Source organism: Streptomyces sp. NPDC055189 (assembly GCF_053606765.1).
Map to the genome: position 1 here is coordinate 1 of NZ_JBSGSG010000070.1, position 13,450 is coordinate 13,450.

A 13,450-nucleotide genomic window follows, 5' to 3' on the forward strand; every position below is an offset into this window, starting at 1 on the left:
CCCGCCCACCCACCCGATTACCCGGAGTATCGGGTGGGTGGGCGGGGAAAATCCGGCGCGAAGCGCCGGGACAGGCGGGCCGCGGCTAGGGACGCGAGCCCCGGACCGCCGAGGCCGCCGGTTAGGGGCGCGAACCCCGGACCGGCGAGGACGCGGGCTAGGGATGTGGGCCCCGGACCGGCGAGGACGCGGGCTAGGGGTGTGGGCCCCGGGCCGGCGGGGCCGGGAGGCCGGGGGCGAGGGGGGTTCGCTCGGGGCGGCGGCGCGTACGGGCAGGGTTCGCTGCGGCCGGAGGCTATGGCGTTGAGGGGGAGGAGTTGTTTGTGTCCTGGGGGCCCGCGTCTGTGTCGTCGCCGCTTGTGGCGGCCCACGTGCCGATGCCCGCCGCGGCGACGAGGACCGCTCCCGCCACGCCGAGCGTGATCCTGCGGCGGCGGGCCGAGGCACGGTGGCGGGCGGAGCCGGGCCGGGCGGCGCCGGACGCGCGGGGGGCCCGGGCCGTGCCACGGGCGCCCCCGGCGAGCTCGTCGGGTCCGGGGACCCGCATGGAGGTGTGGGTGTCGCGGTTCGAGTCGGGGGACGAACCGGGGACGAGGGGGACGGCCCCGCGGCGCGGGGCACCCGGCGTCGGCTCCGGCGCGGGCTCCTCCTCCGCCTCCTCCGCCGGCTGCTCCGCGTCCGGCTCGTCCACGTCGAGCGGCGGCATCCCGGCCACCAGCGGCTGAAGCTCCCGCAGCCGCGCCGCGAGCTCCGAGGCACGCAGCCGGGACGCAGGGGCCTTGGCCAGGCACTGGACCATCAGCTGCCAGAGCTCGTCCGGGATGCCGGGGAGCGGCACAACCGTTTCCGTGACGTGTCGGCGCAGGACCGCTCCGGGGTGGCCGCCCCCGAAGGGCGTGAACCCCGCGAGGAGCTCGTACAGGACGGTCGCGAGGGCGTAGATGTCGACGGCCGCGCGCGGCGGCAGGCCCTCGATGATCTCCGGGGCGAGGTAGTCCGGCGTACCGATGATCTTGGTCGCGCGGGTGCGGCGCGGGGAGTCGATCAGTTTGGCGACGCCGAAGTCCGTGAGGAGCGCCGGGTGCGAGCCGCCGGGGCCCAGCGGGCCCTGCATGTCGAGGAGGACGTTCTCCGGCTTCACGTCACGGTGCACGATCCCCGCCGCGTGCGCCGCCGCGAGGCCGTCCGCGACGTCCGCCACGATCGCCACCGCCGCCTCCGGGGCGAGGCGCCGCTCGCGGTCCAGGCGGGTACGCAGGTCCGTGCCCCGGACCAGGTCCATGACCAGGGCGAGGTCGTTCCCGTCGACCACCAGGTCGTGGACGCCCACCACGCGCGCGTGGTCGAGGCTGAGCAGAGCCGTGCGCTCCTGGACGAAGCGGCCGACGAGTTCCTGGTCGGACGCCAGGTCCTCGCGAAGGAGCTTGATGGCAACAGCTCCCTCAGGCCCCTCGCCGAGCCACACCGTGCCGGCGCTGCCCCGACCAAGGATCTGGTGGGCGGTGTACCGGCTGCCGATCTTGCGTGCCAAGACTGCTCCTACGGATGCGTGTTGGCGACAAAGCTACGCGGCCTCGACGCCAACCTTCACTCCAGGAGCAGAAATCACCCTGCAGGTGTCGACAAATCCCCAGAGTCGGCAGGGGATTCGTCCATCACTGACCGCAGAGCCGCTAATTGCCGTTCAGTTTGCCCATCCAGCCGGCGACCGTGTCGTACCAGTCCGTCAGCTGCTCCCAGTAGCCCTTCGTCGTGCCGATCCACTCCTGGAGCGGGCTCAGCTCCCAGACGAGCCAGCTCGCCACGAAGAGGATGATCAGCGTGAAGAGGCACCCCTTGAGACAGCCGAGACCCGGGATCTTCATCCGGTTCGGGTTCGAGGAGCGCTGCCTGGGCTCGCGCGGCGGCCGTCCGGCGGGTGGCTGCTGGGGCGGCGTCTGCTGCGGCGGGGCGTACTGCTGGGGCTGGTGCTGGGGCTGCTGCTGCGGCGCGTACTGCTGGCGCTGCGAGGGACGCTGCTGCTGCGGCGCGTACTGCTGCTGGCGCTGCTGCGGCTGCTGCGGGCGGGCCACCTGGCGCTGGGGGCGGCGGCGCAGCGGGTCCTGGTTCGGGTCGACGTACGACTGGACCTGCGTCTGTTCGTTGCGGTCGCGGGCCGCCCGCATCTGGTTCTGCCAGGGGTGCGGGTCGTTCGGGTCGCCGCCGGGCTGGTTCGGCGGTACCGGCGGCATGACGGCCGTCGGGTCCGCGTTGCGACCGCCGCTGGGGAGCACCGACGTCGGGTCGGCGTCGCCGTGGCCGCCGGTGTTCTGCATGACGCTCGTCGCCGCGTTCGGGTCGTACGAACCCGCGTTGTTCGGGAGGACCTGGGTGGGGTCGGCGGCGCCGGGCGATCCCGGCACCATGGCGGGATCCGGGTCGGGCATGAGGAGGGCGCCCACGCCCTCCGCCGCGGCGATCTGCGCGCTGGACGCGTGCACGCCCACGCCTTCCGCGACGGCCCGCAGGCCGCGCGCGAGGTTCTCGGCGCTGGGGCGGTGGTCGGGGTTCTTGCTGAGGCAGCGTTCTATGACCGTCCACAGCGGGTCCGGGACCGTCGAGGGGCGGCGCGGTTCGGCGCTCAGGTGCTGGTGGAGCACTTCGAGGGCCGAGCCGCCGCCGAAGGGCGGGCTGCCGGTGACGAGCTCGTAAAGGAGGATGCCCGCGCCGTAGATGTCGACGGCGCTGGTCTGCGGGCGGCCCTCGGCGGACTCGGGCGCCACGTACGCCGGGGTGCCGACGAATTCGTGGGTACGGGTCAGGCCCGGGGAGTCGGCGAGGCGCGCGATGCCGAAGTCGGTGAGCATCGGGTGCATCGAGCCGTCGGCGTCCTGCTTGAGCAGGACGTTCGCGGGCTTCAGGTCGCGGTGCACGACTCCGTCCGCATGGCTCGCGGCGAGGGCGTCGGCGATCTGGGCGGTCATGAGAGCCGCCCCGACCGGCGTGAACGGGCCGTTGTCGCGGAGGTAGCGGTGCAGGTCGGGGCCTTCGACCAGGTCCATGACGAGGGCGAGGAGCTCCCCCTCGACGACCAGGTCACGGGTCCGCACGATGTTCGGGTGCGTGAGCCTGAGCAGGACCGATCGCTCGCGCAGGAAGCGCATCACGATGTCCGCGTCGTTGGCCAGCTCCTCCTTGAGGACCTTGATCGCGACGGTCTCACCGGGCTGGCCGGGGACTGCCGCCTCCGCACCCGCGGTCTCGCGCTGGCGGGCTCGCCAGACGGTGCCCGTGGCGCCGCGCCCGAGCGGCTCCTCGAGCAGGTACTTGCTGCCTACCGGCCGCACGTCATGCTCCCTGCTGATCTGCTGATCTGGCTGGTCTGTCCGGACCCGGCTACCCGCCGGAAGATGTTCCGACCCACTCTAGTGCCGCCGAACGGGGCACCGGCCGGTCTCATTCCGATCTCATTCCGACCCGGTCGCCGGGTGACCGGACAGCTGTTCGGTGGAAAGACGCCCCAGTGTGGCCGTTGGTTGCCGACGGGCGTCGAATTGACCTTCGTCACGATGCACCGACCGGCGATCGCAACGGTCCAAGCAGGCACTTTTCCGAGCAGAGCCGACCAATCAAGATCACTTAATGGTGGCCGCCGGGCGTGTTGTCAGTGGCAGGTGCGAAGATGCCTTCTTGTTACTGGCCGACGTGGCCGTGTGCGGTGGGGGGAATCACAGCGCGAGTACAGCGCGCTTCCCCGCGCCCGGCGGCAAGGGCAGAAGGGACCGCTGACGGCGATGCAGATCCGGCTGACCGTCCTCGGGCCGCGCAGCGGCCAGACCGCCGAGTCCGAAGGCCGCCCTGCCGTGCCCCGCGGCGCCTGCGACGTCCTTGTCACCGCCCCTGCCGGAACCGCGCTCGCCACCGTCGCGTCGGGCCTCGCCGCGGCCGTCGCGGGCGGCGACGGACCCGTCGTCCTGTACGCGGAATCGGAGCGGCTCGACGCCCAGCGCTGCACCGTCGGGGAGCCCCCGCTGATCGACGGAGCGGTGCTCTCGCTCGGCTCCCCCGCCGAGCCCGGCCCCGAACTCGCCTCGGCCGCCGCCCAGTTGCACGTGATCGCGGGACCCGACGCGGGCGGCGTGCACCTCCTGCACGGCGGCCAGATCCGCGTGGGCCGCTCGGCGGACGCGGACGTCCCGCTGGACGACCCGGACGTCTCACGGCTGCACTGCGCGGTGACGCTCACCCCGGACGGCCAGGTCACCGTCACGGACCTGGGCTCCACGAACGGCACCACGGTGGACGGCCGCGACATCACCGACCGCCCGGTGCGCCTGCCCCCCGGCTCCCTGCTGCGGCTCGGCGAGTCCGCGCTGCGGCTCACCACCGGGGACGGGACGGGCGGCGCGCTGCCGACGGCCCCGGACGGCGAGGGGCACGTGCGCGTGCGGGTCACCGCGAGCGGCGACGCCCCCCGGATCACTCCCCCCGAAGAGGGCCACGCACCCTCCGACGGCACGCATCACGCGTTCGGCTCCGCCGCGTTTCCCGGCGCGGGCGAAGGCGGCCGGGGCGGGGTGTACGGAACAGAGGGGGCGCAGGGGGCGTACGGACAGACCTCCCTCACCGATGCTCCGACGGTGCCCCCGCAGGGCGGCGCCCCGGACGCCGAGAGCGCCCGCACCGGCACCCCCGCGCGCGGGACGACCGTCCCCCGCAACCTCCGCAAGCGCGGCGGCCTCTCCGCCTGGGCCCGGCGGCTCACTGGCGCCCGTGACGACGAGTACGGGCAGGGCGACCACGAAGACGATCCGTACGGGACGGGGAGCCACGCCGTGTCCCCGGAACCGGCGGATCCCTCTCCCGAGGACCTCGCGGTGGCCGCCGCCGCGCGAACCCCGGAGTCCTGGCCCGACCCCGCGGCCCTGCTGCTCACGGCGCTCGGTCCCGGCCCCCGGCTCTGGGAGCGCGGGCCCGGCCACCCCGAGGCGCTGGCCGTCCGGCTCGGCACGGTCGACCGCACGGCCCCGGACGAGCGGGGCCTGCTGCCCGCCGTCCCCGTGACGGTCAGCCTGCGCGAGGCGGGCGCGCTCGGCCTCGCGGGACCGCGCGAGAGGCTCACGGGGCTCGCCCGTGCCGTCGTCGCCCAGCTCGCGGCCATGCACTCCCCCGACGCCCTGGAGATCGTGCTGCTGAGCACGGACCGCGCGCGGACGGTGCAGGAACGCACCGCGGAGTGGTCCTGGCTCGGCTGGCTCCCGCATCTGCGGCCCACGCACGGCCAGGACTGCCGCCTCCTCCTCGCCTACGACCGCGAGCAGGCCGCCGCCCGTACGGGAGAGCTGCTGCGGCGCCTGGAGGACTACGCGGCGGACAAGGCGTCCGCCGCGGCGACCGACAGTACTTACAGCGGCTCCCCCGACACTTACGACAGCTCCCCGGACGCCGCTGACATCGGGCCCCGCACTGTCGTCGTGGTGGACGGCGATCCCGGGTCCGCCGGGCTGCGGGACTCCGTGACACGCCTCGCGCGGGAAGGCGCCGCCGCCGGTATCCATGTCGTCTGCCTGGCGGAGACGCCCGCCGCGTCACCCGCGTCGCCGGTCTCCGCCACGTACGAAGCCGCCTGCTCCGTGTCCCCGGCCTTCCGGGCCTGCGGTGCCGTCGCGCTGCTCAGCGGCGATGTGGCCACCGCGCTGCGGCTGCTGCGGACCGTGGACGGGCACCCCGCGGGGCACGGCACCGTCGCCGCGGTGGACGCGGTGTCGCAGGCCTGGGCCGAGCGGTTCGCCCGTGCTCTCGCCCCTTTCCGTACGGACGGGGCGCCCGGCGACGGGCACGCGCGCGTGTCCGCTCCGTTGCCCCAAATGGCCCGGCTTCTCGACGAGTTGGGGCTTGCCCGTGCCACCCCCGCGTCCCTGATGGCGCGGTGGGCGGCTGCCGCCGATGACGCGGAGGCGCTGGGCGGGCGGGCCTGGGCCGTGCTCGGGGCAGGGCCCCGCGGGCCCGTGGTCATGGATCTCGCCGCCGAGGGCCCGCATGTACTGGCCGAGGGCCCTTCCGGGAGCGGTCGTACGGAGCTGTTGCGGTCCATCGCCGCCTCGCTGGCCGCGGCGGAGCGGCCCGACCGGCTCGGCATGGTCCTGATCGACGGGCGGGACAGCACGGGGAGCGGGGGCAGCGGGACGAACGGGGCGAACATACGGCTGGTCGAAGGCCTCGCGGTCTGTATGGACCTGCCGCATGTCACCACGCATCTCGCTGCCAACGACCCCGTCCGGATGCGGGAGTTCGCCCAGTCCCTGACCGCCGAGCTGAAGCGGCGGGCCGAGCTTCTCGGGCGGCTCGGGTTCGCGGAGTGGCATACGCAGGTACCTCAGGCCGGTAGGGGGAGCGGGGTTCTCGGGGGCGGGGGGAGCGGCGCGGGGGATCTTGAGGCGCCGCCGAGTTCCACCATGCGGCTGCGGCCTGTCGCTGCCGCGCGCAAGGGGGTCGAGCCGGGGCCTCCGCTGCCTCGGCTCGTCGTACTCGTCGACGACTTCGACGCGCTGCTCTCGCCTGCGCTCGGGTCGCCGGGGCGGCCTGCCGCGGGGTCTGTCGTGCGGGCGCTTGAGGCTGTGGCCAGGGACGGGGAGCGGCTCGGGGTGCATCTGGTTGCCACCACCGCGCGTAGTGAGCGGACTCCTGAGACTGAGTTGGGGCGGCGGGCGGCTCTGCGGATCGCCCTGGATGCCGTTACTCCCGGGCCGGAGGAGCCTGCCCCCGGGCGGGGGGAGCTTCGTACCGCTGACGGGCGGGTGAGTCTCTTTCAGGCGGGGCGGGTTACTGGGCGGATTCCTCGTACTTCTACGTTGCGGCCTACGGTTGTTCCGTTGGAGTGGGAGCGGATGGGGGATCCGCCGGCGCGGCGGCCCGTCCGTGAACTCGGTAATGGGCCTACCGACTTGGCTCTGCTTGCCAGTGCGTTGGAGCGGGCCGCTCGGTCTGTTGCCGCGGATCAGGTGCCGTCTCTTTTGTAGCTCTGCGCTGCTGTTGGTACTGGGCGCCTCTCTCACTTAGTGCCCGGCACTGCAGTGTTGTGCCCACCCTTCCCCAAGCTCTCGGCTTCGCTCGAGCAGGGGAGGCCCCAATCGCCCTGCGGAACGCCTGCCCACAACAAGGAGCGGTCCTTCCGTCCACAACGGCAGCTGCACGATCACCCATAACTGGGACACCGCAGCTCATGACGGCACGTCACAACGCCATCACGATCAGCCAGTTGTCATGGTTGGCGCTCTTGCCGCTTCTCCCCGGGCGGGCGTAGACAGGCCGCACGGACTCGCCAGGGAAGAGAACGGGGCAGTGATGCGCAGCACTCTTCGTACACGCAGGGCACCGCACCACCGGCGTACCACCGCCAAATTCGCCGCGGCCGTCGTCGCGGGCGCGCTCGCGCTCACCGTCACCGCATGCGGCGGCGACAGCGACGACGACAAGGACGGCGGGGACAAGGGCGGCGGCAAGGAGAGCGCCGCCGCGGTCGAACTGCCCAAGCTGGACGGGCAGACCGTGTCCGTCGCCGCCGTATGGGGCGGCTCGGAACGGAAGGTCTTCCTCAAGGTTCTCGACGAGTTCGAGAAGCGGACCGGGGCCAAGGTCACCTTCGTACCCGCCCAGGACCCGATCATCAGCTTCCTGGAGTCGAAGGTCGCGGGCGGCGCGCCGCCGGACGTCGCGATGCTTCCGCAGGTCGGCGCCATCGAGCAGGCCGTGTCCAACAAGTGGGCCAAGCCCGTCGGACCCGAGGCGCAGAAGCAGCTCGACAAGAACTACGCGAAGGGCTGGCAGGATCTCGGCGCCGTCGACGGCAAGCAGTACGGCGTGTACTTCAAGGCCGCCAACAAGTCACTGGTCTGGTACAACACCCAGGTCTTCGAGAACGCGGGCGCCAAGGAAGCCAAGACCTGGGACGACTTCGTGAAGACGGCCCAGACCGTGTACGACTCCGGCGTACCGCCGATCTCGGTCGCGGGCGCGGACGGCTGGACCCTCACCGACTGGTTCGAGAACATCTACCTCTCGCAGGCGGGCCCGGAGAAGTACGACCAGCTCGCCAAGCACGAGATCAAGTGGACGGACCCCTCCGTAAAGGAGGCGCTGACCACGCTCGGCGAGGTCTTCGGCACGAAGGGCTTCGTCGCGGGCGGCGCCAAGAGCGCGTTGCAGACCGAGTTCCCCGCTTCGGTCAAGCAGACCTTCACCGGCGGCGACCAGCCCAAGGCGGGCATGGTCTTCGAGGGCGACATGGTCTCGCTGCCGATCTCGGAGACGAAGGCCGAGATAGGCACGGACGCCAAGGTGTTCCCGTTCCCCGCGGTCGGCGACGAGTCCCCCGCGGTCGTCGGCGGTGACGCCGCCGTGGCGCTGAAGGACAGCAAGGGCGCCCAGGCGCTTCTGACCTTCCTGGCCTCTCCCGACTCGGCCAAGATCTGGGCGGAGGCGGGCGGTTTCGTCTCGCCGAACAAGAGCCTCGACCTGGCGGCGTACCCGAACGACGTGCAGCGGAACATCGCCAAGGCGCTCATCGCGGCGGGCGACGACATCCGCTACGACATGTCCGACCAGGCCCCGCAGGCCTTCGGCGGCACGCCCGGCAAGGGTGAGTGGAAGGCGCTGCAGGACTTCCTGACGAACCCGAAGGACGTCGCCGGCACGCAGAAGGCGCTGGAGACGTCGGCCGCCGCGGCCTACAAGGACTGACACGGTGGCGTCCGCGAACGCCGGGGGCACGCCCGATGCGGCGCTGCCCCCGGCCCCCCGCCGCAAGAGCGTGACAGGTACACGTAAGAGCATGGCGGTGCTTTTCCTGCTGCCCGCCCTGGTGCTGCTCGGCGCTCTGGTCCTGTACCCCATCGGGTACTCCGTCTTCCGCAGCTTCTTCGACAAGTCGGGCGACTTCACGGCGTTCGGCAACTACAAGACCCTGTTCACGGACGACACCATCCTCACCGCGGTCAAGAACAACGCGATCTGGATCGTCGTCGCCCCGACCCTGGCGACCGGACTCGGCCTGGTCTTCGCCGTGCTCACGGAGCGGATCCGCTGGGGAACGGCGTTCAAGCTGGTCATCTTCATGCCGATGGCGATCTCCATGCTCGCGGCCGGCATCATCTTCCGGCTCGTGTACGAGTCGGACCCCGACCGGGGTGTCGCCAACGCCGTCATGGTGGGGGTGCACGACACGTTCGCCGAGTCGTCCGCCTTCCCGCAGGCGCATCCCAGTACGGAGTCACCGCTGAAGCCGGCGGGCGGCGGCGCCTTCATCACCCGTAAGCCGGTCAGCGCGGGCACTCCGGTGGCGTTGCCGCTGACCGGCGTCGCGCCGGACAACATGCCGGACAGCGCCAAGTCCGCCGCGGCAGCGAAGCCGGACCCCGACAAGGTCACCGGGACGGCCTGGCAGGACTTCACGCGCGGCAAGGGCAGGGGCGAGATCAACGCTCCGGACAAGGCCGAGTTCGGCTATCCCGGCATCAAGGTCGAGGCCGTCAAGGACGGCAAGGTGGTGGCCACCGCCGAGGCGGCGGACGACGGCACCTTCGCCCTCCCCAAGGAGGCGGACGGGGCCCAGCTCCGCTTCCCCGCGTCCAACTTCCGCGAGCCGTACAACGGAGTGGACTGGCTCGGCCCCTCGCTCATCACGCCCGCGGTCATCGGCTCGTACCTGTGGATCTGGGTGGGCTTCGCGATGGTCCTGATCGCGGCGGGCCTCGCGAGCGTGCCGCGTGAACTCCTGGAGGCGGCCCGCGTGGACGGTGCCAACGAGTGGCAGGTGTTCCGCCGGATCACCGTGCCGATCCTGGCGCCGGTGCTCGCGGTGGTGGCGGTCACGCTCATGATCAACGTACTGAAGATCTTCGACCTGATCTTCATCATCCCGCCCAACTCCTCGAAGGACGACGCGAACGTCCTGGCGCTCCAGCTCTACAACTCCGCGTTCCTCGACAAGGATTCGGGCGTGGCGAGCGCGATCGCCGTGCTGCTCTTCCTCCTCGTGATCCCGGTGATGCTCTTTAATGTCCGGCGACTTCGGCGGGAGGCTCGGCGATGACCACCCAAGTCGAAGCGGTGAAGGCCGAGCGGTCGCTCGGCGGGCGGATCGCGTCCGTCCTGAGCGGCACGGCCGTACGCGTCTTCCTCGTCGTCGTCGCGCTGTTCTGGCTGGTGCCGACGGTCGGGCTTCTTCTGGGCTCGTTGCGCACCTCGTCCGACATGGCCGAGAGCGGCTGGTGGAAGGTCTTCAGCACGCCATCCCAGATGACGTTCGAGAACTACTCGAACCTCCTCAAGGACGAGACGATCACCGACTCGATCCTGTCCAGCATCATGATCACGGTCCCCGCGACGCTGCTCGTCGTGATCATCGGGTCCCTCGCCGGATACGCCTTCGCGTGGATGGACTTCCCGGGCCGCGACTGGTGGTTCATCGGTGTCGTCGGACTGCTCGTGGTCCCCGTACAGGTGGCGCTGCTCCCCGTATCGAAGATCTTCGGCACGATCGGGATCTTCGAGACGACGATCGGCGTGGTCGTCTTCCACGTGGCCTTCGGCCTGCCGTTCGCGATCTTCCTCCTGCGGAACTTCTTCGCGGAGATCCCCCGCGAACTCCTGGAGGCGGCACGCCTGGACGGAGCCGGTGAACTGCGGCTGTTCTTCCGGGTCGTGATGCCGCTGGGCGCGCCCGCGATCGCCTCGCTCGGCATCTTCCAGTTCCTCTGGGTCTGGAACGACATGCTGATCGCGCTGATCTTCGCCGACTCCGACAGCCCGCCGATCACGGTCGCGCTCCAGCAGCAGGTGCGGTCCTTCGGCGACAACGTGCAGATCCTGGCGCCCGGCGCGTTCATCTCGATGGTGATCCCGCTGGCCGTGTTCTTCGCGTTCCAGCGGCAGTTCGTGTCCGGCGTGATGGCGGGCGCGGTCAAGTAACGCGGCCGGGAAACAGGCCCGCGACGGCGTCCGCCGCACGGGCTCATGCGTTCGACGGGTGAGGCGGCCTCCGACCGGGGGCCGCCTCACCCGCGTCCGTCCCCCGTATGCCTCGTTCGACGTAACCCGACCGGCCGCCGGGGCGTTTTCGGGCAGTATGCCCGCGTCGACCCATGGATGTGCCTTGCCCCGGTTCAGTGTCATCGTGCCCGTGTACAAGGTGCAGGCATATCTGCACGCATGCCTCGAATCGGTCCTGCGTCAGTCGTTCACGGATCTCGAACTGATCGTGGTCGACGACTGCTCGCCCGACGCGTGCGGTGCCCTCATCGACGAATGCGCGGCCCGCGACACCCGCGTGAAGGCCGTCCACCTCGATGAGAACGTCGGCCTGGGCCGGGCACGCAACGCGGGCATGGAGCACGCCACCGGCGACTACCTGATCTTCCTCGACAGCGACGACACTCTCGTCCCGGACTCCCTGCACGCGATCTCCGACCGCATCAAGGAGACCGACGAGCCGGACGTCCTGATCTACGACTACGCGCGCACGTTCTGGTCGGGCGAAGAGGTCCGCAACCAGTTCGCCGGCCTCCTGAAGGAAGACGGCTGCACCCCCTTCCGGCTGAGCGAGAGACCCGGCCTGCTCAGGCTCCTGATGGTCGCCTGGAACAAGGCCTACCGCCGCGACTTCATCGAGCGCGAGTCCTTCACCTTCCCGCCCGGCCTCTACGAGGACACCCCCTGGACCTACCCGGTCCTGATGAAGGCGGGCACGATCGCCACCCTCGACCGGGTCTGCGTGCACTACCTCCAGCGCCGCCGCGGCAGCATCCTGCGCACCACGACCCGCCGGCACTTCGACATCTTCGACCAGTACGAGCGGGTCTTCGCCTTCCTCGACCAGCACCCGGAGCTCTCGGCGGCCTGGCGCGCCCTGCTCTTCCGGCGGATGGTCGACCACCTCACCACCGTCTTCACCAAACGCGACCGCCTCCCGCGCGGCAGCCGCCCCGCGTTCCTGCGCAAGGCCCGCACCCACTACCGCCGCTACCGCGCCCCCGGCGCCCGCCTGCGCCCCCGCACCCGGCTGCGGCACGGCCTTGTGCGCCTGGGCACGCACCGCACCTACCGCACCCTGTGGACGGCACTGCGGCTGCGGACCAGGGCCGAGCGGTACGCGGCCACCGCCCGGCGCCGCACCAAGGGCGCCGCGCTCCAGCTGCACTACCGCATCCAGCTGCGCCTGCCGGTGCGCGCCGACCGCGCGGTCTTCTCCTCGTACTGGGGGCGCGGCTACGGCTGCAACCCCGGCGCCCTGGAAGCCGCCCTGCGCGAGCACGCCCCGCACATCCGCACCGCCTGGATCGCCGACCCCGTCCACCACCACACCCTGCCGACGGGAACCCGCAGACTCCGCCCCGGCACAGCCGCGTACTGGACGGCCCTCGCACGCTCCAAGTACCTCGTGAACAACGTGAACTTCGACCGCAGGCTCGTCAAACGCCGCGGGCAGGTCATGATCCAGACCCAGCACGGCACCCCCCTGAAGCTGATGGGCCTGGACCTCCAGGACCGCCCGGCCGCCGCCCGCGGCATGGACTTCGCGGCCCTCCTGCGCAACGCCGACAAGTGGGACTACGTCCTGTCCTCCAACCGCCACTCCACCCTCATCTGGGAGCGCGTCTTCCCCGCCTCCTTCACGACCCTGGAGTACGGCTACCCGCGCAACGACATCTACCAGCGGGCCAGCACCGCCGACGTGGCCCGCCTGCGCGAGTCCATCGGCATCCCCCGCGGCACCACCGCCATCCTCTACGCGCCCACCCACCGCGACTACCGCCACACCCAGCTGCGCTCCCTCGACCTGGAGCGACTGCTGTACAACCTCGGACCGCGCTTCGTCGTCCTGACCCGTGCCCATCACTCGTACGGGGCGCCGCTGGCCCCCTCGTCGGACCGCCTGATCGACGTCTCCGACCACCCCAGCGTCGAGTCCCTCTGCCTGGCATCCGACGCCCTGGTCACGGACTACTCGTCGCTCATGTTCGACTACGTCAACCTCGACCGCCCCGTCGTCCTGCACGCCGAGGACTGGCAGGCGTACGAGGCGGCCCGCGGCACCTATTTCGACGTGCGCGAGTTCCCGCCGGGCGCGGTCGCGCGCGACCAGGACGAACTCACCGACATCTTCGTCACCGGGCACTGGCGCGGCTCGCGCTCGGCGCAGCTGCGCGCGGCGTTCCGAGACCGCTTCTGCGTGTACGACGACGGTCGGGCCGCTGAACGGGTTGTGAGGCATGTGGTGCTCGGCGAACCAGGGGGTCTACCGTCGGTGGCGCCACTGGCGGACCGGCACCCGGTGCCGGCGGCGGGGGCGGCCTGCGAGCCGCTGCCGCGGGCCGATGCCTCCCGGCCCGCTCCGCGCCTCTAGCCGCACCGTGATCCCGACGCCCCCCACGCGTCCGCCGCACTGTCCTCCTCCCCCCCATCTCCGGGACCA

Annotated in this window: 7 protein-coding genes; 5 read left to right on the forward strand and 2 right to left on the reverse strand. The window is 71.6% G+C overall.

Annotated elements, in window-relative coordinates:
• Positions 1–295: 295 nt before the first annotated feature.
• Entirely contained in the window at positions 296–1,531 is a 1,236-nt protein-coding gene (locus ACWFR3_RS34605) for a serine/threonine-protein kinase (RefSeq protein ID WP_453738646.1), read from the reverse strand.
• Between the two features lie 142 nt (positions 1,532–1,673).
• The gene (locus tag ACWFR3_RS34610; protein WP_453738647.1) at positions 1,674–3,326 is read right to left on the reverse strand and encodes a serine/threonine-protein kinase; all 1,653 of its coding nucleotides are present in this window, start codon (positions 3,324–3,326) and stop codon (positions 1,674–1,676) included.
• 447 nt (positions 3,327–3,773) lie between these two features.
• Between ACWFR3_RS34610 and ACWFR3_RS34615 the strand changes: the two genes are divergently transcribed.
• The 5 genes from ACWFR3_RS34615 (at position 3,774) to ACWFR3_RS34635 (ending at position 13,381) form a co-directional block, all read left to right on the forward strand.
• A complete protein-coding gene (locus ACWFR3_RS34615) occupies positions 3,774–6,998 on the forward strand; it encodes an FHA domain-containing protein (RefSeq protein ID WP_453738648.1) in 3,225 nt (1,074 codons plus the stop codon).
• Positions 6,999–7,323: 325 nt separating this feature from the next.
• The gene (locus ACWFR3_RS34620) at positions 7,324–8,718 is read left to right on the forward strand and encodes an ABC transporter substrate-binding protein (RefSeq protein WP_453738649.1); all 1,395 of its coding nucleotides are present in this window, start codon (positions 7,324–7,326) and stop codon (positions 8,716–8,718) included.
• A 70-nt stretch (positions 8,719–8,788) separates the two neighbouring features.
• Positions 8,789–10,069: a carbohydrate ABC transporter permease gene (locus ACWFR3_RS34625; RefSeq protein WP_453738676.1), complete on the forward strand. Its 1,281-nt coding sequence runs from the start codon at positions 8,789–8,791 to the stop codon at positions 10,067–10,069.
• Positions 10,066–10,947 carry a carbohydrate ABC transporter permease gene (locus ACWFR3_RS34630; RefSeq protein WP_453738650.1) on the forward strand — a complete coding sequence of 294 codons (882 nt, stop codon included), beginning with the start codon at positions 10,066–10,068 and terminating at the stop codon, positions 10,945–10,947. The genes ACWFR3_RS34625 and ACWFR3_RS34630 overlap by 4 nt, the downstream gene beginning before the upstream one ends.
• A gap of 184 nt (positions 10,948–11,131) precedes the next feature.
• Positions 11,132–13,381 (forward strand): bifunctional glycosyltransferase/CDP-glycerol:glycerophosphate glycerophosphotransferase, encoded by a 2,250-nt coding sequence (locus ACWFR3_RS34635; RefSeq protein WP_453738651.1) that lies wholly within the window; start codon positions 11,132–11,134, stop codon positions 13,379–13,381.
• Positions 13,382–13,450: the final 69 nt, after the last annotated feature.

What these genes read in the sequence shown, in the direction of transcription:
- ACWFR3_RS34630 (WP_453738650.1), top strand. Translation starts at nt 10,066, where the DNA reads ATGACCACCCAAGTCGAAGCGGTGAAGGCCGAGCGGTCGCTCGGCGGG.
- ACWFR3_RS34620 (WP_453738649.1), top strand. Translation starts at nt 7,324, where the DNA reads ATGCGCAGCACTCTTCGTACACGCAGGGCACCGCACCACCGGCGTACC.
- ACWFR3_RS34615 (WP_453738648.1), top strand. Translation starts at nt 3,774, where the DNA reads ATGCAGATCCGGCTGACCGTCCTCGGGCCGCGCAGCGGCCAGACCGCC.